Below are 23,587 nucleotides of genomic sequence, written 5' to 3'. Positions count from 1 at the left end.
TATGACGCTGAAAACACTGAAATATTTCTCCACCATTGTGGTTGCTGCCCTTGCCGTCCTGGCGGGATGGTTTATGTGGAATTATTACATGCAATCCCCCTGGACACGTGACGGGAAAGTGCGCGCCGAACAGGTCAGCGTAACGCCGCAGGTGTCAGGCGCTATTGTCGATCTTCCGGTAAAAGATAACCAGTTCGTCAACGCCGGCGATCTGCTTTTTCGTATCGATAAGACCCCTTTTCATATCGCCGAACTCAATGCGCAGGCGCAACTGGCTAAAGCGCAATCGGAGCTGGCGGAAGCCAACAATGAAGCCAACCGTCGTCGTCATTTGTCGCAGAACGTTATCTCCGCAGAAGAGTTAGATACCGCTAATCTGAATGTGAAAGCGATGCAGGCAAGCGTAGACGTCGCCCAGGCGACGCTCAGACAGGCGCAGTGGCAACTGGCGCAGACGGATGTCCGCGCTCCGGTCTCCGGTTGGATCACCAATCTGTCGACGCGTACTGGTGACTTCGCCACCACCGGTCAGCCGTTGTTTGCCCTGGTGGATAGCCACTCCTTCTATGTGATGGGCTATTTTGAAGAAACCAAGCTGCGTCATATCCGCGAAGGCGCGCCTGCCCAGATTACGCTTTATAGTGGTAACATTAAGTTACAGGGTCACGTATCCAGCATTGGCCGTGCCATTTACGACCAAAGCGTCGAGAGCGATTCCGGACTGGTGCCGGATATCAAGCCCAACGTGCCCTGGGTCCGTCTGGCGCAGCGCGTTCCGGTACGTATCGAATTTGACCAGGTTCCGCGTGACGTGACGCTGGTTTCCGGCACGACCTGTAGCGTGGCAATCGGTAAATAAATGAAGCGTCTGCACGTGTCTCTGAGCAATACGCCGTGGCTGAAAGCGACTGCCGGGCAGTGGCGCTATGCCCTGCGTAATACCCTCGCGATGTGCCTGGCGCTGACGTTTGCCTACTATCTCAATCTGGATGAACCGTACTGGGCCATGACCTCTGCCGCCGTGGTCAGTTTTCCCACCGTCGGCGGTGTGATCAGTAAAAGTCTTGGACGCATTGCGGGAAGTCTGCTGGGGGCGACTGCAGCGTTAATTCTCGCCGGGCATACCCTCAACGAACCGTGGCTGTTTCTGTTGAGCATGTCCGCCTGGATTGGTTTTTGTACCTGGGCCTGCGCGCAGTTTACCAATAACGTGGCCTATGCCTTCCAGCTCGCAGGTTACACCGCTGCCATTATTGCCTTCCCGATGGTGAACATTGTCGACATCACTCAACTCTGGGATATCGCGCAGGCGCGCGTCTGTGAAGTGATTGTCGGGATCCTCTGCGGCGGCACGATGATGATGATTTTGCCCAGCACCTCCGATGGCACTGCGCTACTGACCGCGCTGAAGAACATGCATGCGCGCTTGCTGGAACACGCCAGCCTGCTGTGGCAACCCGAGACGACCGACGCCATTCGCTCTGCGCACGAAGGGGTGATCGGACAAATTTTGACGATGAATTTACTGCGTATTCAGGCATTCTGGAGTCATTACCGTTTCCGTCGACAGAATGCGCTGCTGAACGCCCTTTTGCATAATCAACTGCGCCTCACCAGCGTCATCTCGAGTTTACGCAGAATGTTGCTGAACTGGCCCAATCCACCGGCCCCTGTGCGGGAGATCATTGACCAACTTCTGGCGGCGCTGGCCCGTTCACAGACCGACAGCTATGCCGTAGCGCGGATTATTGCGCCACTTGCCCCCACCGACGCGAGCGACTATCGTCACGTCGCCTTCTGGCAGCGGTTACGCTACTTCTGCCGCCTCTATCTGCGCACCAGTCACCAGTTACGCGTGATCGAAAATGGCGGGCCGCTAACCACAGTTAACATCCCGCGAACCCCTGCGCTGGCGCGGCACACCGATAATGCTGAAGCCCTCTGGAGCGGCCTGCGCACCTTCGTCACGCTGATGGTCATTGGCGCCTGGAGTATTACGTCACAATGGGAGTCGGGTTCGGGAGCGTTAACGCTGGCGGCCATCAGTTGTGTGCTCTACTCCGCCGTTGCCGCGCCGTTTAAATCATTGACCTTGTTGATGCGCACGCTGGTGTTGCTCTCGCTGTTCAGTTTTGTGGTCAAGTTCGGCCTGATGGTCCAGATTAGCGACCTCTGGGAGTTCTTGCTGTTTTTGTTCCCCTTGCTGACCACCATGCAATTATTGAAATTGCAGATGCCAAAACTGGCGGGGCTATGGGGACAACTGATTGTCTTTATGGGGTCGTTTATCGCCGTGACCAATCCACCGGTCTATGACTTTGCCGATTTTCTGAATGACAATACGGCGAAGATTGTCGGCGTGGCGCTGTCATGGCTGGCCTTCGCAATATTGCGTCCCGGATCGGATGCACGCAAAAGCCGCCGTCATATTCGGGCGCTGCGCAGGAGCTTTGTCGATCAGTTGAGTCGTTATCCGACGTACAGTGAAAACGAGTACGAGTCGCTGACCTATCACCATATCAGTCAGTTAAGCAACAGTCAGGATGCGCTGGCACGGCGTTGGCTGCTGCGCTGGGGCGTGGTGTTGCTCAACTGTTCGCACGTCGTCTGGCAGCTTCGCGGCTGGGAGTCGCGTTCTGACCCGCTGTCGCAGGTCAGGGACATCTGTATTGCCTTACTGCATGACGTGATGAGCGAACGCGGCGTCCAGCAACGACCGCTTGCCACGACGCTGGCTGAACTCCTGCGGATTTGTCAGACGCTGTCGCACCATCATCAACCCGCCGCGCAAGAGCTGGCGGCGATCGTCTGGCGACTGTATTGTTCGCTTTCTCAGCTGGAACAAGCGCCGCCAGAGGGGTCGTTGACATCCTGATTACTTGATCACGCCACAAGCGAAGCGTGCCCCACCGCCGCCCAGGGGTTTGGGCTGATCGGACATATTATCGCCACCGACGTGGATCATCAGCGCTTTGTCTTTGATGTCGTTAAGGGATTTCAGGCGCGTTGCTGTGACAGGAACAATGGCTTTACCTTCGTTATTCACCACCAGCACGGGCAGATCGCCAAGATGCCCTTCGCCATCCGGCCCGGCATGTTTACCGGTTTTGTGCGGGTCAAAATGTCCGCCCGCAGACTCAGCAGCAGACGCTTTACCATCTTTAATGGCTGGCTGACAGCTGCCGTTGGCATGGATATGAAAACCATGCTCTCCCGGCGGCAGCGCTTTTAGATCCGGCGTAAACTCCAGCCCATTCCCGGTTTCCGCAATAGTCACCTCCCCGATGGACTGCCCGACACCTTGCGAGGTAACCAGATTCATCTCCACTGTCTCACTGGCGGCTTGCGCGCCCGCACAGGCTAACAGGGTTAACACAGCCAGACTCAATCGCTTCATAGGACCTCCGTTCGGTATGTATGTCGGTTAAGTGTAAACCAGTGACGCCATTTTGAACGGAGATCCGCGATTTTACGCTTACGGTACGTCGTAACCCAGCGCGGCTTTACGGATACGGAACCACTGCTGACGACTCATTTTCAGAGACTCCGCTTCCACCGCTGCGCGCACACGTTCGATTTTACCAGAACCAATGATCGGCAGCGGCTGCGACGGCAGACGCAGGATCCAGGCGTAAACCACCTGCTCAATGGAAGAGGCGTTCAGTTCTTGTGCAATGACCGCCAGCTCATTACGCAGCGGCTGGAACGCATCGTCATTGAACAGGCGCCCGCCGCCGAGACAGGACCAGGCCATCGGGCGAATACGCAGTTGTTGAAGCTGATCGAGCGTGCCGTCTAACAGCAGCGGTTGGTGAACCGGAGAGATCTCCACCTGGTTGGTCGCCAGCGTGAACGGAAGGCGCGATTGCAGTAGCGTAAACTGCGCAGGCGTAAAGTTGGAAACGCCGAAGTGGCGTACTTTTCCGCTCTGATGCAGGTGTTTGAAGGCTTCGGCGACCTCATCAGCATCCATCAGCGGGTCCGGGCGGTGGATCAGCAGCAGATCCAGATGGTCGGTCGCCAGATTGGTCAACGACTGTTCCGCGCTTTTCACAATATGATCGCGGTCGGTGATGTAGTGGCCCAGCGCGTTTTCCGCACGGGCGGTGGTGGCGATCCCGCATTTGGTGACGATCTGCATCCGCTCACGCAGATGAGGAGCCAGTTTCAGCGCTTCGCCAAAGGCGGCCTCGCACAGATAGCCACCGTAAATATCCGCATGGTCCACGGTCGTGACACCTAAATCCAGGTGTTCTTCAATAAAGTTCACCAGCTCCTGGGGGGACATATTCCAGTCCATCAGTCGCCAGTATCCCATGACAAAGCGGGAGAATTCCGGGCCTTGTGGCGCAAGAGTAATACGCTGAACCATAACTGCTTCCTCATGAAGTAAATTACAGCGAGTATATACAATTAGTGGCTTAAAAGAGTGAAGGCTGTTGAGGTTCTTCTGGCGCGGCGGGTTTATTTGCGCGTAATTTACGCAGCAGACGCTGGCGGCATAACCGCAGCACATCTTGTTTTTGCGCGTCGCTCATATTTTGCCAGTTGAACCGCTCATCCCGGCTGCGCAGGCATCCCCGGCAAAAACCGCGCTCATCTGACTGGCAAATTCCCCGACACGGGCTCTGAACGGGGAAAAACTCTAACTGCTCTGCCACGCCCTTTCCTCTTCATTAGGTCTTCACTCTATTGAAGACGTAAACACGATTTCTGGCAACCTGACTTGCATTAGACCGACTGGTCTATTACACTCCCTGCCATGAACAAGCAAACTGAATACGATACCCGCGAACACTTACTGGCTACCGGTGAGCATCTTTGCATGCAGCGAGGCTTTACCGGTATGGGGCTGAGCGAGTTACTCAAAACCGCCGGGGTGCCGAAAGGATCGTTTTATCACTACTTTCGCTCAAAAGAAGCCTTTGGCGTCGCCATGCTGGAACGGCATTTCGCCGGTTATCATCAGCGGCTGGCGGTGCATTTTGACACGGGTCCGGGCAATTATCGCGATCGCATTCTGGCTTATTATCAGGAAACCCTGAATCAGTTTTGCCAGCAAGGGATCATCAGCGGCTGCCTGACGGTTAAACTTTCCGCCGAGGTGTGCGACCTGTCGGAAGATATGCGCACCGCGATGGACCAGGGAGCCGGGAAGATTATGCTCATCCTGGCGCAAGCGCTGGAAAAAGGTCGTGACAGTCATTGTTTGACGTTTGCAGGAGAACCGCTGCAACAGGCGCAAATTCTGTATGCGCTATGGCTGGGGGCGAACCTGCAGGCCAAAATTTCGCGTAGCGCCACCCCGCTGGAAAATGCGCTGGCGCACGTAAAAAATATCATTGCAACGCCTGATGTTTAACAGGCGTTTTATTTAATCTCTCACTAGACGACCGGTCTATTCATAACGGAAAACATTATGTCATCTGATAAACTGTTTACCCCACTGAAAGTGGGCGCGATCACCGCACCAAACCGTATTTTCATGGCCCCGCTGACGCGCCTGCGCAGCATTGAGCCTGGCGACATCCCGACTCCGTTAATGGCCGAATATTATCGCCAACGCGCCAGCGCGGGTCTGATCATCAGCGAAGCGACGCAAATTTCCGCACAGGCGAAGGGTTACGCTGGCGCGCCGGGTCTGCACAGTGATGAGCAGATCGCCGCGTGGAAGAAAATCACCGCCGGTGTTCATGCTGAAAACGGCCATATCGCCGTTCAGTTATGGCACACAGGCCGTATTTCTCACTCCAGCCTGCAACCGGGCGGCCAGCAGCCGGTGTCCGCATCCGCTATCAGCGCCGGTACCCGTACTTCCCTGCGTGATGAAAATGGTCAGGCAATCCGTGTGGATACCTCAATGCCCCGCGCGCTGGAAACTGAAGAGATCCCGGGAATCGTCAATGATTTCCGCCAGGCGATCGCCAATGCGCGTGAAGCCGGTTTTGATCTGGTTGAACTGCACTCCGCCCACGGTTATCTGCTGCACCAGTTCCTTTCCCCTTCTTCTAACCATCGTACCGATCAGTACGGCGGTAGCGTGGAGAATCGCGCGCGCCTGGTGCTGGAAGTGGTCGATGCGGGTATTAAGGAATGGGGTGCGGACCGTATCGGGATTCGCGTTTCACCTGTTGGCACCTTCCAGAATGTCGACAATGGTCCGAACGAAGAAACCGACGCGCTGTATCTGATTGAGGAACTGGGTAAACGCGGCATCGCCTATCTGCATATGTCTGAACCAGACTGGGCAGGCGGCAAGCCGTATACCGACGCGTTCCGTGAAAAAGTACGCGCCCGTTTCCACGGTCCGATTATCGGTGCCGGCGCCTATACGCCAGAAAAAGCAGAGAGCTTAATTGAGAAGGGTCTGATCGATGCCGCCGCGTTTGGTCGTGATTATATCGCTAACCCGGATCTGGTGGTGCGTCTGCAACGTAAAGCTGAACTCAATCCGCAACGCAGTGAAAGTTTCTACGGCGGCGGTGCGGAAGGCTATACCGATTACCCGACGCTCTGATCCCCTCCATCGGCATTCCTTCATTGATAGCGGCGTAAAAACGCCGCTATACTAAAACAACATTTTGAATGTATTGACCATTTTTTAAGGGGACAAAACATGCGTTTACTTCATACGATGCTGCGCGTTGGCGATCTGCAACGCTCCATTGATTTTTACACTAACGTTCTGGGCATGAAGCTGCTGCGTACCAGCGAAAATACCGAATACAAATACTCTCTGGCGTTTGTCGGTTACGGTGAAGAAAGTGATGAAGCGGTGATTGAACTGACCTATAACTGGGGCGTCGACAAATACGAGCTGGGTACGGCGTATGGGCATATCGCCCTGAGCGTCGACAACGCGGCTGAAGCCTGTGAGCGTATTCGTCAGAGTGGCGGTAACGTCACTCGTGAAGCCGGTCCGGTTAAAGGCGGCACTACCGTGATCGCTTTTGTTGAAGATCCGGACGGTTACAAAATCGAGCTGATTGAAGAGAAGGACGCCGGGAAAGGTCTCGGAAACTGATTGTTCGCGGGCGCATGATGCGCCCGCTGCTTTTTACGCAGATGACCGTTATTGATAGGACAGTTCGTAAATCACCGAAGCCGAGATCTTCCCGCCCACAATCGCCTCATCCGACGTGCGGTAATAGCGCGCAGCCATAGGAATGGTGTACTGCCCTTCTGACGCCTGTCCCACTCTGAAGGACTGGTTGAGCTGCACCGTTCGCGGTATTTTCCCACCGTCTTTGACCGATAAGATTTGTACGCCTACGTGTTGCGCCAGTCCGTCCCCCGTATCGTTAAACACCACGCCGTTTGCCGGGTCACCACCATTGGGGTCGGTCAGTGTCATTGTGATGGTAGTGGCGGCGTTACATTTGAGACTGAGATTGAACGTCACGTTTTTACCGACATCGCCTTTTTTAGGCAGTTCATTGGCATTAATGCGATTTAAATGGATGGTTGACGGCGTTTCGGGATTAATATCGCAGCCGCCAGGTTTAATGGAAATAGTAAACGCGTTGTAGCCCACAGAGGGACAGATATCGTGTGTATCACTCGTCTGGGAGGATGATAGACAGATATTCCCGAAGTTCGTCTTTGGCAACGTAAAATTTCCCGTGGTCAATGAGCCAGTAGTGACAATATAAAGCTTATATCTCACGCCCAGAACGCCATACCATATAGCATGGTTATCAGCCCAAAGCGCTTTTGTCGGATTTTGCTGGAGACCCTGCCAGGGATTGTTTGGATCTGCGACAGCCATTGCCAGACCTATTCCCGGAACACCAGTCAGAGAATAGACCGGTAAATTACCTTCCGGCGCGGTATAGGTTCCAACCGCAGGATTGCCGCTGGATTCCGCCCAAGTTGATGACCCGCTGCCCACAGAGCATTGTTGCCCGGTAAAGGTAAATGCAGTGACACTGGCAGAGTAAGGCCCACCGATAAGTGAACCCACCGGGTAAGCGGAGGTATCATCCGGCGTTATTACGATATTACCGGGTGTGATAAGCAGATCGCTGCCTTTAACACATGAAGTGGTGTATTTCGCACTGGCATCTCTGGGTAGAATCGATAACAGTAATGCCATGACCACCAGGATTATCCCGTGCGATGAATATCTCACCACACCGTTAACAATACGTTTATTCGCTGTCATAGATACTCATCGCTAATGGCCTAATTAAAATTATCCGCTGAGCCTACAGATTATAAAGAATCACTGAAATAAAATAACTGCAGAAACACAATGACATTATAATGAGCAAAAACACGCCAGCAATCCAGGACCAGTCCGATGTCGCACTACTTATTTAACTATTTTAATCCACAATGCAGCCATTATTTTGTATAATTAAAACACTGAGCCAGACAAGGAATATAAAATTATAATCAGGAAGTGTTTTATCTTTTTTTAATGAACATATTTCAGGTGATGAAAAAATGTCATAATAACGTTTCAAGAGTGGATTCGGCAAGGATAACAAAAGAAGCTGAGAGTGTACTGCGCGGAAGGAGTGTTAAGCAGACCGCGGACACATGCTGCGCCCGCGGTTTGTCGGTATTTTGCCGTTACTGATAGGACAGTTCATACACAACAGAAGCCGAAACCTTTCCGCCGACGATTGCCTCATCCGAGGTTCGGTAATAGCGCGCAACCATGGGAATGGTGTACTGCCCTTCATTCGCCTGACCTACCGTAAAAGACTCATTCAGGTGAACGGGCTGCGGCGTTGTGCCGCCCTCTCTCGCCGACAAGACCTGTACGCCGACGTTTTTCGCCATTCCAGAACCGGCGTCGTTAAAGACCACCCCGTTTGCCGGGTCACCACCGTTGGGATCGGTCAGTGTCATAGTGATAGAGGTTGCCGTGAGACATTTAAGGCCAATGCTAAAATACACATTATTCCCAACATCCCCCTGGTGAGGCAGTGCGGTCATATTAATAGCATGCAACTCTACGGTACCTGGAGTTAACGCCTCATCAATATCGCATGCTGGCACATTAATGCGAGCACTTCCCGTTATAGTCAATTGACTGAAAACAATACCTCCTGAGGTTGGGTTGTTTGATATCCAACCTTTAACAAAGGGGGTTGATAAGGTGACATTGCCAGGGGCGACAGGTCCAATAACATAAAACTGCATTTTCAGATGATTAATAGCCCAGGAGCCTGACCATGAAAGAGTCGTATTCGGGCCAGTGTACCATTTTGTTCCCGAGTTCCCGATTATAGTAGTTGGACTAAAGGCATCGTCCCAAACCTTTATTCCAATACCGGAAACATTTGTTTTGTAAACATCTTTAGTATTCGACTGAGATTGTGTGCTGCCAAATGCAAGATACCCATAGGAGGCGCCAGGATCACATCCAACGCTTGTTGCAGGCCCGTCAGGGATATTAATCACATTGCCTATTGGCCCAAGGCTGGCATCAGAGGGGATATCGAGAGTCGTACTTAGTGTATAGGTATATTTTGAAGCGCCATTCGGAACCCGGCAAGCAGTATGCCCCGGAATACTAAAGAAGATCAGCAGTAAAACGGTAATCTGGCAGAATGCTTTTGACATGTTTATTTTCAGCTCTATGTTCGGTTGAACTCACCGGCAACTTTCCGCAAATTGCTTCATGGCCGTTTTCTTCGTGCTTTCCGATTCTGGTGCAAGGGCGTAACTAACGCTGCACTGCTCATCTGCATCATCACCCCATTTAATATGCAATGTGCCTTTATCATTCGGCACGCGGGCATAAATCAGGCTACCCTGCGACACCACCCCAACGCTAACACCGTTATCATCAAAAACGTCAGCGCCAAACGGCAGCGTCTGACCGGCATGGTCAGCATGAATTAAAACTGGCCGCCCCCTGCGAGCATCAAATTTGGCTTTCACAACGGCGCCAAAGCGCGGGACGATTTTTTGCGAGGTGTTTTCCAGTTCCGTGTTTTCCGAGATCCCTTTCGGGTCAATCACGACATCAGATAACTGATACGGGTTGGTTGCGGGAAACAATGCATAGCCAAAGCGGTCAATCGTCACCCCCGGATAAGACGGTATCGCTGCCCCTTCTGCCCCTTTTGCCTCCACCAGAGTGAACGTATCACCCGTATACGGTGAGAGTGTGATCCCACCTGAGTGGGCGACCAGCGTGCCGGTCATCCCTACTGAAGCACTGTGATAGTCACGACCCTGGCTGTACGACGCCGACAGTGCAGCGAGACTACTTTTATAGGTTCCGCCCACGTCAGTGCGGGATCCTGAGTTGTCATCGTGGCTGCCGCTGACAGAGTAGGTATACTGGTTTTGCGCCCCCAGGGTGCCCGATAAGGTGGCCTGTTCCGAGGAACCGCCGTCGGAATCGTGGTTGTAGTTCATGCTGAGCTGTGGCGCATACGTTCCCATGTCTTGATTTTCCCACAATGGGAAAGAGAAATTCAGATAATAGCTGGTTTGCGATTTGCCCCATTCATCCTGGCTACGACTGACGTTCAGGCTATAGTTAAGCCATTTATAGCTATTGGAATAGCCAATCTGATATTGCCGCTCTACCGATCCTTTATTCCAGTAGTTTTCCATCGTCGCACTGACGTATAGCTGCCCCCAGCCGTCCTCCAATCCCTGGCTGATATTTAACGTAAAACGGTTCTTCTGGCGCTGTACCTGATTGCCATCGTTGCCATGCTGGATATCATCCCGGGTTTGCATCGCCGTTAAATAGTCCATATAGCCACTGCTGGAAAAACGATAGGCCGCCAGGGTGATATTACTGTTGGTTTCAGCGATCAACTTGCTGTAGCTAAGCTGGTAACTCTGCCCTGACATATCGTCACGACCGGGAAGCTGCGTTTTGGACTGCGTGACATCAAAAGCCACGGCGCCGATGGGAAATCCCAGCGCCAGCCCGACTTTTACCGCCTGATAATCCTGGTTTGTCTGCACGCCCGTATAGCCCGTCAGCCGGTTCGTAAAACCCTGTTGCCACGTCGCTTCAAGAAGTGAAGGATCGCTCGGAACGCTGTCGTTGCGTAATTTCCCGGCGCTGAAGCTGTAGTGAACACTGCCAGGACGCAGCAATTGCGATACCGAAGAATAGGGAATCGAAAAATTTTGCTGCGTTCCATCCGCTTCTTCAATGGTCACATCCAGATTGCCACCATAGCCGGTTGGGTAGAGATCGCTAATCACAAACGCGCCGGGAGAAACGGTTGTTTCATAAATTCGTTGACCGTTCTGTTTAATCGTAACTTTCGCATTGGTTTTCGCGACGCCGCGTATTTCTGGCGCATAGCCACGCTGTGATTGCGGCAGCATACGCTCATCGCTTGCCACTTCTGCGCCCGTCACGGGCACGGTGTCAAATAATTGTCCGCTGGTATTCAGTTGACCCGCAGACATTCGTCCCATGATGACCGGAACATCACGCTGAACATAGGTATTCAGTACGCTGTATTTCCCGCCCTGTTCCTGTGTCCAGTTCCAGGAACCATTATGGCGAAGATACCATCCACCGATGTTCAGGCCGCTATCGATGGAGGCATAAAAGGATTTCGACTCGTAATTGTTGTTTTTCGACTCATAGCCATTCATGTTGTATCCCAGCATCAGAGCGGGAATACCGCTGTCCCACATTGATGAGGGAACAGAACCGCGAGGAAGTTTATTGATATAAACCTGCGGGATAGAAAGGTTTAATTGCTGCGCCTCACTGTCAAATTCCTGAGTCGCTTGTGGAATAATATCCTGAATACGAGTGCATTTTTTACTGTCGACCAGAACGTCCCACTGTGTGAATTTAATCTGCTCTTTTTTAAATTCAATAAGTTCGAACACTTTTGCCGGAATACAGGCGTCAACGCTTTTATTCTCACCCGTGCGGAACTCGACGTCGGCGATCGTTAATTTTTCGGTATTTAAGGTGACAATGATTTTATAGGTACCCGGCAACACGTTGGTACCATTTGCAAAGCGTTGTAAATCAATTGTGTTTGCACCTGAACGATTCACAAAGGCGTCATTGAACTCATAATTACCGGACGACTCTGTCGAAGAGGATTCTGTCACTCCGGCGACAGCAAATTGCAGAGGGAGCACAATATTAACGCAACACAGGACATATAATAAGCGCATAATAGGTTCGCCGGAGTTAGAAATTATTTTTTTACTTTATATTTATTCTGACCACCAAAATCATTGATTGACGAATATTCAATGGAATCCATACTGTTAACCTGACTCACGCCGTTGAAATGAAAATCTCCGGCCCCCCCTGGTGAGATCATTTGCGCAGGCGCGACATATTTCTTCCCACCTGAGGTATACGCCACCTCAGCTAACGTAACATAGTAAGGCGTCGGGTTTGTCGCCGTGACGCCGTTGCCGTTAATACTCCAGCGTAATAAATCTGGGGCGTCATTCGCGCTGCCCTTCAATGAAACCGGACGGTAAAATAATTTAATTCGCGTTTTAAACGCAATATTAACTTCGCTGGCATTTATCGAATCCTTTGGCTTTGCCGGGATCGCCAGAACATTCAAATAAAAAGCAGACTCTTTATCCTGTGGCAGCGTATTCTCTGCAATCAACCCAATTCTTAATGTCTGCCCTTTCCCTGGATTGACTCTGTTTATTGGCGGCGTTACGACAAAGACAGAAGCGACTTTATCCGGACTCACATTTTTTTCGCCGTTATCGATCCAGCTTTGCGCCAGTACGGGTTGGCTGCCCGTGTTTTTCATTTGTAGCGTAACTTCGCTTTCACCAGAAGGATAAATGACTCGTGTCCCGTCTAATACCAGACCCGCAAAAGACAGAGTGCTGAAACAAAGCAGTGTCATTGATAATGACAGTTGAGAAAAATATTTAAACCATTTCATTCAATTAATCCAGTAACGACCGTCTGTTAACAGCACTCTGAGGGTTTAATTAGTTGTACGCCAGTTGGTAGGTCGCATTTGCAGTCACTTTACCGACAGTTGGCGCAGCATCGTTACTGTAATACTGCACCATATACGTCAGCGAACCCGCACCACTCACAAGTGTAAATTTCGAGCCTTTGCTCTGATCGCCATTTAAATTAATAGGTTGACCTGCATCGACCAGTTGTAAACTTACCTTCGTCGGCGTTGTTGCCGTATCTTCGTTCGCCAGGTTGCCGTTGCTATCTGCCGCGCCAGTGGCAGGGGCAAAAGTCACACCGATGATAGCTTTATCATCCGAACAACCCGTAACCGAAATTTTAAATGCCTTCGGTAATGCCGTGGTCCCGACACCGGCGATCCCTGTGGTTGATACTTTCTCCAGCGTAACAATACCGTCGGCTTCAGTTCCGTCCAGTTTGACATCACAGGTAGAAGCGATCACTTCTCCGTCAAACTCAATCTTACCTTTATCTGTTGTGCCAGCCGCATTTGCCGCACTGATGCCAGATAAACCCACTAAAGCACAGGCGGACATCACCATATATAACTTACGCAATTTCATTTATATCTCCATATATATACAACAAGCATGTTGAACAACTACTCACATCCCTAATACGTGGCACTCATGTGATTCATGTTACCTGTAAGGATCCTTTTTAATTTTATTTTCGCTTCTATGTTGGTTATGTCGATTTCTTACTCACTAACCTCGTTAGTTCGACACCAACAACGCGTAATGACTACTTTTGGCCTATGCCATCAGCACAATAGTGATAAAATTTAAGTTATTATATATTGATAAGAAACGCTAACCATCGGCATTGAGTCCAATTTTGTACCAATTCCTGAACGACTACCATTATTAAAATAAGGCGTTACAGGCACACTTAATTCACTATTTAACAGCCTTAACGATAACCAACAGGGAAAATAACGATTTTTTACACAAAATAAATTGCAATAGCGACATCATATTCATTACAGCCCGCCAAAATAATATTTATTAATAATATGTTTTCGTAAATGATTTCCCTGGTGAAACTGTTTCACCTTATTTATCCGTTCTCTCCGTTTCATCCTCCTTTGCATGGCTATCTGTCCATGCGAACTCACCGGGGATGGATAGCCCTGTCGTCCCTGCTGCGCACTCTCACTTCCCTGCCATTCCCGAATGCAGCAAAATTTGGCATAATGCGCGCTGCAATTTTTCTGTATTAAGAGACCCAGATGTCCGATAACGCTCAACTTACCGGTCTGTGCGACCGTTTTCGTGGTTTTTATCCTGTCGTCATTGATGTCGAAACGGCTGGATTTAACGCCAAAACCGATGCGCTGCTTGAGATAGCCGCTATCACGCTGAAAATGGATGAACAAGGCTGGCTGATGCCGGACAGCACGCTGCAATTCCACGTCGAACCGTTTGAGGGCGCGAATTTGCAGCCTGAAGCACTGGCGTTTAACGGTATCGACCCTTCCAACCCGCTGCGCGGTGCGGTGAGTGAATATGACGCCCTGCATGCCATTTTCAAAATGGTTCGCAAAGGCATTAAAGACAGCGGCTGCAGTCGCGCCATCATGGTTGCCCATAATGCGACATTCGATCATAGCTTTATGATGGCCGCCGCTGAGCGGGCGTCGCTCAAGCGCAACCCGTTCCATCCGTTCGTGACGTTTGATACTGCCGCTATGAGCGGACTGGCGCTGGGACAAACGGTGCTCTCCAAAGCGTGTCTGGCGGCAGGTATGGAGTTTGACGGTACCCAGGCGCACTCAGCGCTGTACGATACTGAGCGCACCGCCGTGCTGTTTTGTGAAATCGTCAACCGCTGGAAGCGCCTGGGCGGCTGGCCGTTACCTCTGCCAGAAGAAGCCTGATTGGGTGACCTGATAACGTCGGTTATCAGGTCGCTCCCCCCTTCATCTATACTGTATGTTTGACCAGTATCAATACACCCTGCGCATTTCCCGCTATTCTGTAAAAAGGTCTTGATTCGCCAACACCGCAAAAGGGACAGGGAACATGTCAGCAAAAAATGCGCCGCCTCCGCTGCCGGATATTTTCTCACAGGCAACCCGCGACTGGTTTACGTCGGCATTTCAGCACCCCACGCCGGTGCAATCGCAAACGTGGGCCGTGACGGCAGCGAATCAGCACGCGCTGGTGATTGCCCCGACCGGTTCGGGGAAAACCCTTGCCGCCTTTCTCTATGCCCTGGATCGCCTGTTTCGTGAAGGCGAGGCTGCACACGCCACGTCCCCCTCCGGCAAAGAAAAGAAAGTCACCCGAATTCTCTATATTTCCCCGATAAAAGCCCTGGGTACGGATGTCCAGCGCAACCTGCAAATTCCCTTGCAGGGGATTAGCGAAGAACGGAAGAAATCTGGCTCGCCAGAGGTGGCTATTCGGGTTGGGATCCGCACCGGTGATACGCCGCCTCAGGAGCGCGCGAAGCTGAGTCGTCACCCACCCGATATTCTGATCACCACGCCGGAGTCGCTTTATCTGATGCTCACCTCCCGCGCCAGAGAGACGCTGCGCGGCGTTGAAACGGTGATTGTCGATGAAGTGCACGCGGTAGCGGGCACAAAGCGCGGCGCGCACCTCGCGCTGAGTCTTGAACGACTGGATACGCTTCTGGCAACGTCGGCGCAGCGCATTGGTCTGTCGGCGACCGTGCGTTCTGTTACAGCCGTTGCCGCTTTTCTGGGCGGCGATCGTCCGGTTACTGTTATCAATCCGCCCTCTACCCGTCACCCGGATATCCACATCGTCGCTCCTGCCGTCAATCTTGATGACGTCTTAGCGGACAATAACGACAGCGGCGAGGCCATTCACAAGGGCAGAGAAGGTTCCATCTGGCCGCGCATTGAATCCGGTATTCTCGATCAAATCCTTAGCCATCGTTCCACCATTGTTTTCACCAACTCGCGTGGGCTGGCGGAAAAACTGACGGCCCGCCTGAACGAATTGTATCTCTCGCGACGACAACCGTTGCCGCAACCGCAGGTAGAGCCGGTGCACTTCGACTCGCTAACCGGGTCCACCAGTAATCGGGCGCAGGACGCCGCAGAATACATTGCCCGTTCGCATCATGGTTCGGTGTCCAAAGAGCAACGTGCCGTCACCGAGCATGCGCTGAAATCCGGCGAACTTCGCTGCGTGGTGGCGACCTCCAGTCTGGAACTGGGGATCGACATGGGGGCGGTTGATCTGGTGATTCAGGTGGCGACGCCCCTTTCTGTCGCCAGCGGCCTGCAGCGCATCGGGCGCGCCAGTCACCAGGTCGGCGGGGTATCAAAGGGGCTGTTCTACCCAAGGACCCGTCGGGATCTGATTGACTCTGCCGTCATTGTCGAGTGTATGTACGCCGGACAACTGGAAACGCTGACGCCGCCACGCAACCCGCTGGATATTCTGGCGCAACAGACCGTTGCCGCCGTATCGATGGATCCGGTCAATGTTGATGACTGGTATGCCCTCGTCCGCCGGGCTTCACCGTGGAAAGATTTGCCGAGAAGCGCATTTGACGCCACGCTGGATATGCTGGCAGGGCGCTATCCCTCTGGCGATTTTGCCGTCTTCCGACCGCGTATAATCTGGAACCGCGAAACCGGATTATTAACGGCCCGTCCCGGCGCACAGCTTCTGGCGGTAACCAGCGGCGGTACCATTCCGGACCGTGGCATGTTCAGCGTGCTGCTTCCCGAAGGAGATGAGCAAGCCGGATCGCGTCGCGTGGGCGAACTGGATGAAGAAATGGTGTACGAGTCACGCGTCAACGACATCATCACGCTTGGCGCCACCTCGTGGCGTATTCAACAAATCACCCGCGATCAGGTTATCGTTGTCCCTGCGCCCGGACGCTCGGCCAGACTCCCGTTCTGGCGCGGCGAAGGCGTCGGTCGCCCGGCGGAACTGGGTGAACGCATTGGTGATTTTATCCATACGATGTCCGATGACAACGCTGGACTCCGGCTCTCCCCTCGACTGCGCGATGACAATGTTCTTTCGAATATCAAAGGGTTAATTGACGATCAAAAAAATGCCACGGGCGTGCTCCCCTGGAGTCGCCATCTGGTGCTTGAGCGCTGCCGCGATGAAATGGGTGACTGGCGGGTTATTCTGCATTCACCCTATGGTCGTCGGGTACACGCGCCCTGGGCACTGGCGATTGCCGGACGTCTCCATGCGCAGTGGGGAGCTGACGCGTCGATTGTCGCCAGTGATGACGGGATTGTCGCCCGTATACCGGACAGCGATGGGAAACTGCCCGATGCCGCTATTTTCCTGTTTGACCCGGAAAAACTGCTTCGCATTGTCCGGGAAGCCGTCAGTAGCACGGCGCTGTTTGCCGCCCGCTTCAGAGAATGCGCCGCCCGCGCTCTGCTGATGCCGGGTCGTACGCCAGGGCGTCGTTCCCCGCTCTGGCAGCAGCGCCTGCGCGCAAGTCAGCTTCTGGAAATCGCGGCGGGCTATCCTGATTTTCCCATTATTCTGGAAACGGCGCGTGAGTGCCTCCAGGACGTTTACGATCTCGACGCGCTGGAGCAGGTCATACGTCGGTTGAACACCGGCGAGATCCAGATTTCTGAAGTGACCACACCCGCCCCCTCACCGTTCGCCACCGATCTGCTCTTCGGCTATGTCGCCGAATTTATGTACGCCACCGATGCGCCGCTGGCGGAGCGTCGGGCTTCTGTTCTGGCGCTGGACAGCGAACTGCTGGGCAACCTGTTGGGCCAGGGCGATCCGCTGGAATTGCTTGACCCGGAGATTATCCGCCAGGTTGAAGATGAACTTCAGCGATTCGCGGCGGGCAGAAAAGCCCAGGGGATGGAAGGCGTTTACGATTTACTGCGCGAACTGGGGCCAATGACCGTCGAGGATATTGCCGCCAGACATGAGGGAACGATCGCCGACATCAGGACATGGCTCGATGATCTGTCCGCTGAAAAACGTATTTTCCCGGTTGTTATCGCGGACACGCCGCAGATGGCCTGCATGGATGATGCGGCCAGGCTTCGTGATGCGCTGGGCGTTCGCCTGCCTGCGACGATTTCACCGGCATGGCTGCATCCGGTGAACACGCCGTTGCGCGATCTCTTCCTGCGCTTTAGCCGTACCCACACGCTGTTTACTCGCACCCGGATTGCACAGACGTTCGGATTGGGGGTGGCCGTCATCGACGATCAGCTGCGTCAGTTGCGCGATGAAGGAGTGCTCATTCAGTTGCGTGCCGGTTCGTCATCCATGCCTGATGAAGCGTCGATGTGGGTGAATGAGGACGTATTTCATCGTCTTCGCATCCGCTCATTGCATGCGGCAAGAGAGGCAACCCGCCCGGTTCCGGCAACGAGCTACACCCGCCTGTTGCTGGAACGTCAGGGGCTGATTTCATCCGCCGATGGCAGCCCGGCGCGCTTTGCGGCCTCCTCCATGGGGACGCTGGAAGGAAGTGACGGCGTCACGCGTGTGATTGAACAACTGGCCGGAGTCGGCCTGTCTGCTTCGTTGTGGGAAAGCCAGATATTCCCTGCCCGGGTCCGCGATTATTCACCGGATATGCTCGATGAGTTGCTGGCGACGGGTGAAGTCATCTGGTCTGGGCAAAAGAAACTGGGCGACGATGATGGACGGGTGGTACTGCATTTACGAGATTACCTGGCGGAGACGCTTTCCCCGCCATCCGGTGATAGCGAAGCGCTTTCAGACCTACAGCGCGCCATTTTAGACGTTCTTTCTGGTGGTGGTGCATGGTTTGCGCAGCAACTTAGCGCGTTGATTCAGACGCGTACGGCAGACGCCGGCGCTGACGAGTGGATAACGCCAGCCACGCTGCATGAGGCGCTTTGGGGCCTGGTCTGGCAAGGGTATATCACGACCGATATCTGGGCTCCACTGCGTGGCCTGTCGCGCGCGGCCGCTGTATCGCGCCAGCCGTCACGACGCTCGCCGCGTATGCGTCGTGGACGCCCGGCCTATGCCGCGCCGCGCCCTGCGTCCGTCGCCGTACCGGTTTCTTACACCACGCCTGCGCTGGCCGGTCGCTGGTCGCTGCTGCCGCGAGAGACGCTGAATGATACTGAACGGATGCTGGCCTGCGCCGAGAATATGCTCGATCGCTACGGCGTGATAGGTCGCCAGGCCGTGATTGCCGAGAATATCCCTGGCGGCTTTCCCGCCATGCAGACGCTGTGCCGAAGCATGGAAGATTCAGGGCGAATTCTGCGCGGGCGGTTCGTGGAAGGAATGGGCGGCGCACAGTTTGCCGAGCGGGACACTATCGATCGTCTGCGCGATCTGACGTCGTCGACGTCTGAACCACAGGCGTTTACGGCGGTGGCGCTATCTGCGAACGATCCCGCCAATCCCTGGGGAACGCTGCTTCCGTGGCCGTCGCATCCGTCATCTCTGGTTCCCGGGCGGCGTAACGGCGCGTTTGTTGTGATTTCCGCCGGACAATTGCGGCTGTATCTTGCTCAGGGAGGAAAAAAGATGATGATCTGGACGGAAAATGAGGAGATGCCTTCGCCGGAGATTTTCAGGGCGCTGGCGAGCGCCTTACGCCGTGAACCGCGACTGCGTTTCACGCTGTCGGAAGTCAACGATAAACCAGTACGGCAAACCCCTCTCTTTACCCTGCTGCGGGAAGTCGGTTTTTCCAGTTCGCCGCAGGGGCTGGACTGGGGATAGGCAGAGCAGAAATGAAAAGGAGCTTAACCTGAGTCAGGAAAAGCTCCCCTTTAACCGTCTACTGATTACTCAGCGTCTGATTCTTCAGATTTGTATTTTGCAGCGGTCTCTTTGATCAACTGCTGCAGTTCGCCGCGCTGGTACATTTCGATCAAAATGTCGCAGCCGCCAACCAGTTCACCGTCAACCCACAGCTGTGGGAAGGTCGGCCAGTTTGCGTATTTCGGCAGTTCTGCGCGAATATCCGGGTTTTGCAGAATATCCACATAGGCAAAACGCTCGCCACAGGCGGAAAGTGCCTGCACCGCCTGGGCGGAGAAGCCGCAACTTGGCAGTTTTGGAGAACCTTTCATGTACAGGAGAATCGGGTTTTCAGCGATCTGGCGCTGGATTTTTTCGATAGTGGTGCTCATTGTCTTGCTTCCTTAACTTCTTTTACGGCAGTCGTCTGACATTGTAGCGGTTCAGAGCGACATCGGAAAATAACATTTTCATTACGCTTTACTATTTTATCGTCTGAACGCATAAGTTGCATTCCCAATAATGGTTTCCTCAGTGCCAGTGCCGAAAGTGTGCGCTAAATAAGCAGATTTAGCTTTGGCTGCTGTTTTTTTTTGCACTCAATAGCGAAACCGTATTTTTAACAATAAAAGCTATTAACTTTATCTGTTTCTATAGATTAGAATCATCAGGTTTTGTAAATCACACGCAGGTATGATTGCGACCTGCCTTAACAGAGGAATGCTCAGTGGCGCGGATAAACCGACTTTCCCTCACGCTCTGTGCTTTACTATTTACAACGATTCCCTTTATGCCAATGGCACATGCGTCCAAGCAAGCCAGGGATACGGCTGGTCTTACGGATAGTAAGAAAACCAGCAACAAAAAGAAAAGTACGGCAACAGCAAAAAAAACGAATAAAAGCAGTCAAAAAACCGTTAAGAAAACGACCAGCAAAACCAGCACCAGAACCGCCTCTTCTTCTAAGAAAAAAATCACCGCCCCTGCCAAAACCAGCAAAACAGCCAGTCATAAAAGCAAAACCGTCACCGCGAAGAAAACGGCCGCTGTCAGCTGGAGCGAAAAGTGCACCCCGCGCAAAGGACACAAGCCGACGTGTGTGAAAGTGAAGAACACGGCGTCAGGAAAGATTGCCGATGCGCATAAAGTGAAAGTGCAAAAAGCGACCAGTACGGCGATGAATAAACTAATGAGCCAGATTGGCAAGCCGTACCGCTGGGGAGGCACGTCGCCGCGCACCGGTTTCGATTGCAGCGGTCTGGTCTATTACGCTTATAAAGATCTGGTGAAATTCCGTATTCCGCGCACGGCAAATGAAATGTATCACCTGCGTGATGCCGCACCGATTGACCGTGAGGAATTAAAAAATGGCGATCTGGTGTTCTTCCGCACTCAGGGGCGCGGGACCGCCGATCACGTCGGCGTTTATGTCGGCAACGGCAAATTTATCCAGTCACCACGCAGCGGTCAGGAAATCCAGATCACGTCGCTCAGCGAAGATTACTGGCAACGCCACTACGTCGGCGCTCGCCGGGTCATGACGCCCAAAACCATTCGTTAAAACTTTACCCTGTTGTTAACGCAACAGGGTAAGTTCATCTTTTGTCTCACCTTTCAATTTGCTACCCTATCCTTACGCACAATAAGGTTATTGCGCGAAATACTATTAATAATAAGGAGAGAAGCAATGTCGTTCGAATTACCTGCACTACCGTATGCCAAAGATGCGCTTGCGCCGCACATTTCCGCCGAGACGCTGGAATATCACTATGGCAAACACCATCAGACCTATGTCACCAACCTGAACAACCTGATTAAAGGCACCGCCTTTGAAGGAAAATCGCTGGAAGAGATCGTACGCAGCTCGGAAGGCGGCGTGTTCAATAACGCGGCTCAGGTCTGGAACCACACGTTCTACTGGAACTGCCTGGCCCCGAATGCAGGTGGCGAGCCAACCGGCAAACTGGCTGACGCGATTGCCGCCTCTTTTGGCAGCTTTGCTGAGTTCAAAGCACAGTTTACCGACGCGGCGATCAAAAACTTCGGCTCTGGCTGGACCTGGCTGGTAAAAGGAAAAGATGGCAAACTGGCTATCGTTTCAACCTCCAACGCCGGCACGCCGTTGACCACCGACGCCACGCCGCTGATGACCGTCGACGTATGGGAGCATGCGTACTACATTGACTATCGCAATGCGCGTCCTGGCTACCTGGAACACTTCTGGGCGCTGGTAAACTGGGAGTTTGTGGCGAAGAACTTCGCTGCGTAAAAGTGATAACGCAGAAGGGACTCCCTTCTGCGTTTTTGTCCTGCCGTTAACTGGCGACACACACCTGGTCGGGTTGTTTTCTCGCCGAGACAAACACCAGCAGCAGCGCCATACCCGCCACAATCGCCCCCATCACCGGAACAAAACTGTAGCCCAACCCGCCTGAAATAACGGCTCCGCCCGCCGCAGCACCCAGCGCATTTCCAAGGTTAAATGCACCAATGTTCACGGAAGATGAGAGACCCGGCGCTTCATGAGCCACACGCATGACGCGCATTTGTAACGGTGGGACGACCGCAAAGGTCGCTGCCCCCCAGACCACCATGCTGACCGCCGCGCCCAGTTCATTCTGAGCCAGGAATGGGATCGCCAGCATAATCACCATCAGCAGCAGCAAAAATCCCTTCAGCGTGCCGTTAACCGAGCGATCGGCCAGTTTTCCGCCAAGGTAGTTGCCAATGGAGAAACCCACACCGATCAGAACCAGCATCCCGGTCACAAAAGCCGGCGTCGCATGGGTGATGCTTTGCAGAACAGGTGAAATATAGGTATAGAGCGTGAACATGGCGCCCGCCCCCAGTACGGTGGTCAGCAGCGCCGAGAGCACCTGAGGACGCATCAGCACCGCCAGCTCTTTTTTCACTTCCGGACGCGCCCCGGCACCGCCTTTTGGCAATGAGAAGAAGAGACTCAGCATCGAGATAACGCCCAGCCCCGCCGTCGCCATGAACGACATCCGCCAGCCGATGGTTTCACCCAGCCAGGTCGCCGCCGGCACACCGCCGATATTGGCGATGGTCAGCCCCATAAACATAGTGGCAACGGCGCTCGCCTGTTTGTGCTTCGGCACCACGCTTGCCGCCACCACCGAACCCAGGCCAAAGAATGCGCCGTGGTTAAGGCTGGTTAAAATACGTGACAACATCAGCGTGGTGTAATCCGGCGAAATCGCCGAGAGCACGTTACCGAGCGTAAAAATAGCCATCAGAAAAATGAGCGCATTACGGCGTCCGCGATGTGACAGCAACAGCGTCATCAGCGGCGCGCCGACCATCACGCCTACCGCATAAGCGCTAATCAGCATACCTGCCGCAGGGATGGACACATCAACGCCACGCGCGATGACGGGCAGCAGACCCATTGGCGAGAATTCGGTGGTACCGATGCCGAACGCGCCGATGGCCAGCGCCAGTAACGGATAATTAATTTTCATGCAGTGATGACTCCGGCTCTTCGCGACAGGGCGCGATGCTTAACTAAGAGTCAAAAGCATGACATCAATCACAAAAAAAGAGAAGTTAACAAAAATACAAAAGACTTTTGCAGATTCAATAACAATATGACAGGAGGTTCGAGGGAGCAGGAACTCCCCCGAGGGGGATCAGTGCAGTGCCGCCGTCAGGCCGCCCGCAACGATTAAAGCCAGAACAATAAACGTGGTCACTAATGAAAATTTCAGATCGGTGCTCATCAACTTTTCTCCTTTTTATTCCCACACAAAAAGTGATATAGCGCATTTTTACACACTTGAGTGTAAAAATCTCCCACGATTTAGAGTGATATGTGCTTTTAATACTTCCCCTTTTCGTAAAGATCAGACAAAATTCGACGCTTACTTGATTAGCGTACCGGCCATTGACCCCTTCCTGACGTTCCGTGTCGTTTCCCGGCGTGCCG

19 protein-coding genes and 1 pseudogene are annotated in these 23,587 nt (G+C 53.1%); 9 read left to right on the top strand and 11 right to left on the bottom strand.

The window, feature by feature from the left end; translation table 11 throughout:
• Position 1 precedes the first annotated feature (1 nt).
• A complete protein-coding gene (locus AL479_RS20420; RefSeq protein ID WP_061077407.1) occupies positions 2-859 on the top strand; it encodes an HlyD family secretion protein in 858 nt (285 codons plus the stop codon).
• Positions 860-2,933 (top strand): annotated as a pseudogene (locus AL479_RS20415) (FUSC family protein).
• On the opposite strand, the gene sodC reads toward AL479_RS20415, so the two are convergent.
• The 3 genes from sodC to AL479_RS20400 all read right to left on the bottom strand — a co-directional run bounded on the left by sodC (position 2,876) and on the right by AL479_RS20400 (position 4,661).
• Positions 2,876-3,397 (bottom strand): superoxide dismutase [Cu-Zn] SodC, encoded by a 522-nt coding sequence (gene sodC, locus AL479_RS20410; protein WP_061077405.1) that lies wholly within the window; start codon positions 3,395-3,397, stop codon positions 2,876-2,878. The pseudogene AL479_RS20415 and the gene sodC overlap by 58 nt on opposite strands.
• A 78-nt stretch (positions 3,398-3,475) precedes the next feature.
• Positions 3,476-4,372 carry an aldo/keto reductase gene (locus AL479_RS20405; RefSeq protein WP_061077404.1) on the bottom strand — a complete coding sequence of 299 codons (897 nt, stop codon included), beginning with the start codon at positions 4,370-4,372 and terminating at the stop codon, positions 3,476-3,478.
• 49 nt (positions 4,373-4,421) lie between these two features.
• Complete coding sequence (locus AL479_RS20400) at positions 4,422-4,661, bottom strand: DUF1289 domain-containing protein (protein ID WP_061077403.1); 240 nt, start codon at positions 4,659-4,661, stop codon at positions 4,422-4,424.
• 101 nt (positions 4,662-4,762) lie between these two features.
• On the opposite strand from AL479_RS20400, the gene AL479_RS20395 reads away from it, so the two are divergent.
• The 3 genes from AL479_RS20395 (at position 4,763) to gloA (ending at position 7,024) form a co-directional block, all read left to right on the top strand.
• The gene (locus tag AL479_RS20395) at positions 4,763-5,362 is read left to right on the top strand and encodes a TetR/AcrR family transcriptional regulator (protein WP_061077402.1); all 600 of its coding nucleotides are present in this window, start codon (positions 4,763-4,765) and stop codon (positions 5,360-5,362) included.
• 57 nt (positions 5,363-5,419) lie between these two features.
• Complete coding sequence (locus AL479_RS20390; RefSeq protein ID WP_061077401.1) at positions 5,420-6,517, top strand: alkene reductase; 1,098 nt, start codon at positions 5,420-5,422, stop codon at positions 6,515-6,517.
• A 99-nt stretch (positions 6,518-6,616) separates the two neighbouring features.
• On the top strand, positions 6,617-7,024 hold the full coding sequence (gloA, locus tag AL479_RS20385; protein WP_061077400.1) for a lactoylglutathione lyase: 408 nt from the start codon (positions 6,617-6,619) through the stop codon (positions 7,022-7,024).
• Between the two features lie 48 nt (positions 7,025-7,072).
• Here the strand turns inward: gloA and AL479_RS20380 are convergent, their stop codons facing one another.
• The 5 genes from AL479_RS20380 to AL479_RS20360 form a co-directional block, all read right to left on the bottom strand.
• Positions 7,073-8,164, bottom strand: coding sequence for a fimbrial protein (locus AL479_RS20380; protein ID WP_081093692.1), 1,092 nt, complete (start codon positions 8,162-8,164; stop codon positions 7,073-7,075).
• A 413-nt stretch (positions 8,165-8,577) separates the two neighbouring features.
• The gene (locus AL479_RS20375; protein ID WP_071887670.1) at positions 8,578-9,576 is read right to left on the bottom strand and encodes a fimbrial protein; all 999 of its coding nucleotides are present in this window, start codon (positions 9,574-9,576) and stop codon (positions 8,578-8,580) included.
• 30 nt (positions 9,577-9,606) lie between these two features.
• Positions 9,607-12,009 carry a fimbria/pilus outer membrane usher protein gene (locus AL479_RS20370; protein WP_192575240.1) on the bottom strand — a complete coding sequence of 801 codons (2,403 nt, stop codon included), beginning with the start codon at positions 12,007-12,009 and terminating at the stop codon, positions 9,607-9,609.
• 146 nt (positions 12,010-12,155) lie between these two features.
• Complete coding sequence (locus AL479_RS20365; RefSeq protein ID WP_061077395.1) at positions 12,156-12,878, bottom strand: molecular chaperone; 723 nt, start codon at positions 12,876-12,878, stop codon at positions 12,156-12,158.
• A 49-nt stretch (positions 12,879-12,927) separates the two neighbouring features.
• Complete coding sequence (locus AL479_RS20360) at positions 12,928-13,485, bottom strand: fimbrial protein (protein ID WP_061077394.1); 558 nt, start codon at positions 13,483-13,485, stop codon at positions 12,928-12,930.
• A 668-nt stretch (positions 13,486-14,153) separates the two neighbouring features.
• On the opposite strand from AL479_RS20360, the gene rnt reads away from it, so the two are divergent.
• The gene (gene rnt, locus AL479_RS20355) at positions 14,154-14,801 is read left to right on the top strand and encodes a ribonuclease T (protein ID WP_061077393.1); all 648 of its coding nucleotides are present in this window, start codon (positions 14,154-14,156) and stop codon (positions 14,799-14,801) included.
• 145 nt (positions 14,802-14,946) lie between these two features.
• Positions 14,947-19,620 (top strand): ATP-dependent helicase, encoded by a 4,674-nt coding sequence (locus AL479_RS20350; RefSeq protein WP_061077392.1) that lies wholly within the window; start codon positions 14,947-14,949, stop codon positions 19,618-19,620.
• Positions 19,621-19,685: 65 nt separating this feature from the next.
• On the opposite strand, the gene grxD is transcribed toward AL479_RS20350, so the two are convergent.
• Positions 19,686-20,033 (bottom strand): monothiol glutaredoxin 4, encoded by a 348-nt coding sequence (grxD, locus tag AL479_RS20345; protein ID WP_042319226.1) that lies wholly within the window; start codon positions 20,031-20,033, stop codon positions 19,686-19,688.
• Between the two features lie 335 nt (positions 20,034-20,368).
• Here grxD and AL479_RS20340 point away from each other — a divergent pair, with 335 nt between their 5' ends.
• Both AL479_RS20340 and sodB read left to right on the top strand, forming a co-directional pair.
• A complete protein-coding gene (locus AL479_RS20340; protein WP_061077391.1) occupies positions 20,369-21,202 on the top strand; it encodes a C40 family peptidase in 834 nt (277 codons plus the stop codon).
• Between the two features lie 126 nt (positions 21,203-21,328).
• Positions 21,329-21,910, top strand: coding sequence for a superoxide dismutase [Fe] (gene sodB, locus AL479_RS20335; protein WP_061077390.1), 582 nt, complete (start codon positions 21,329-21,331; stop codon positions 21,908-21,910).
• 46 nt (positions 21,911-21,956) lie between these two features.
• Here the strand turns inward: sodB and AL479_RS20330 are convergent, their stop codons facing one another.
• Entirely contained in the window at positions 21,957-23,123 is a 1,167-nt protein-coding gene (locus tag AL479_RS20330; RefSeq protein ID WP_061077389.1) for an MFS transporter, read from the bottom strand.
• Positions 23,124-23,291: 168 nt separating this feature from the next.
• On the bottom strand, positions 23,292-23,381 hold the full coding sequence (locus tag AL479_RS20320; RefSeq protein ID WP_086512609.1) for a YnhF family membrane protein: 90 nt from the start codon (positions 23,379-23,381) through the stop codon (positions 23,292-23,294).
• Positions 23,382-23,587: the final 206 nt, after the last annotated feature.

Source organism: Citrobacter amalonaticus, from assembly GCF_001559075.2.
GTDB lineage: Bacteria > Pseudomonadota > Gammaproteobacteria > Enterobacterales > Enterobacteriaceae > Citrobacter_A > Citrobacter_A amalonaticus_F.
The sequence above is the reverse complement of the archived record's forward strand: the minus strand, read 5'-3'. Positions and strand labels throughout refer to the sequence as shown.

Coding starts and splice junctions, on each gene's coding strand:
- sodB (WP_061077390.1), top strand. CDS start 21,329: ATGTCGTTCGAATTACCTGCACTACCGTATGCCAAAGATGCGCTTGCG.
- grxD (WP_042319226.1), bottom strand. CDS start 20,033: ATGAGCACCACTATCGAAAAAATCCAGCGCCAGATCGCTGAAAACCCG.
- rnt (WP_061077393.1), top strand. CDS start 14,154: ATGTCCGATAACGCTCAACTTACCGGTCTGTGCGACCGTTTTCGTGGT.
- AL479_RS20375 (WP_071887670.1), bottom strand. CDS start 9,576: ATGTCAAAAGCATTCTGCCAGATTACCGTTTTACTGCTGATCTTCTTT.
- AL479_RS20420 (WP_061077407.1), top strand. CDS start 2: ATGACGCTGAAAACACTGAAATATTTCTCCACCATTGTGGTTGCTGCC.
- AL479_RS20330 (WP_061077389.1), bottom strand. CDS start 23,123: ATGAAAATTAATTATCCGTTACTGGCGCTGGCCATCGGCGCGTTCGGC.
- AL479_RS20365 (WP_061077395.1), bottom strand. CDS start 12,878: ATGAAATGGTTTAAATATTTTTCTCAACTGTCATTATCAATGACACTG.
- AL479_RS20350 (WP_061077392.1), top strand. CDS start 14,947: ATGTCAGCAAAAAATGCGCCGCCTCCGCTGCCGGATATTTTCTCACAG.
- AL479_RS20320 (WP_086512609.1), bottom strand. CDS start 23,381: ATGAGCACCGATCTGAAATTTTCATTAGTGACCACGTTTATTGTTCTG.
- sodC (WP_061077405.1), bottom strand. CDS start 3,397: ATGAAGCGATTGAGTCTGGCTGTGTTAACCCTGTTAGCCTGTGCGGGC.
- AL479_RS20405 (WP_061077404.1), bottom strand. CDS start 4,372: ATGGTTCAGCGTATTACTCTTGCGCCACAAGGCCCGGAATTCTCCCGC.
- AL479_RS20360 (WP_061077394.1), bottom strand. CDS start 13,485: ATGAAATTGCGTAAGTTATATATGGTGATGTCCGCCTGTGCTTTAGTG.
- gloA (WP_061077400.1), top strand. CDS start 6,617: ATGCGTTTACTTCATACGATGCTGCGCGTTGGCGATCTGCAACGCTCC.
- AL479_RS20390 (WP_061077401.1), top strand. CDS start 5,420: ATGTCATCTGATAAACTGTTTACCCCACTGAAAGTGGGCGCGATCACC.
- AL479_RS20395 (WP_061077402.1), top strand. CDS start 4,763: ATGAACAAGCAAACTGAATACGATACCCGCGAACACTTACTGGCTACC.
- AL479_RS20380 (WP_081093692.1), bottom strand. CDS start 8,164: ATGACAGCGAATAAACGTATTGTTAACGGTGTGGTGAGATATTCATCG.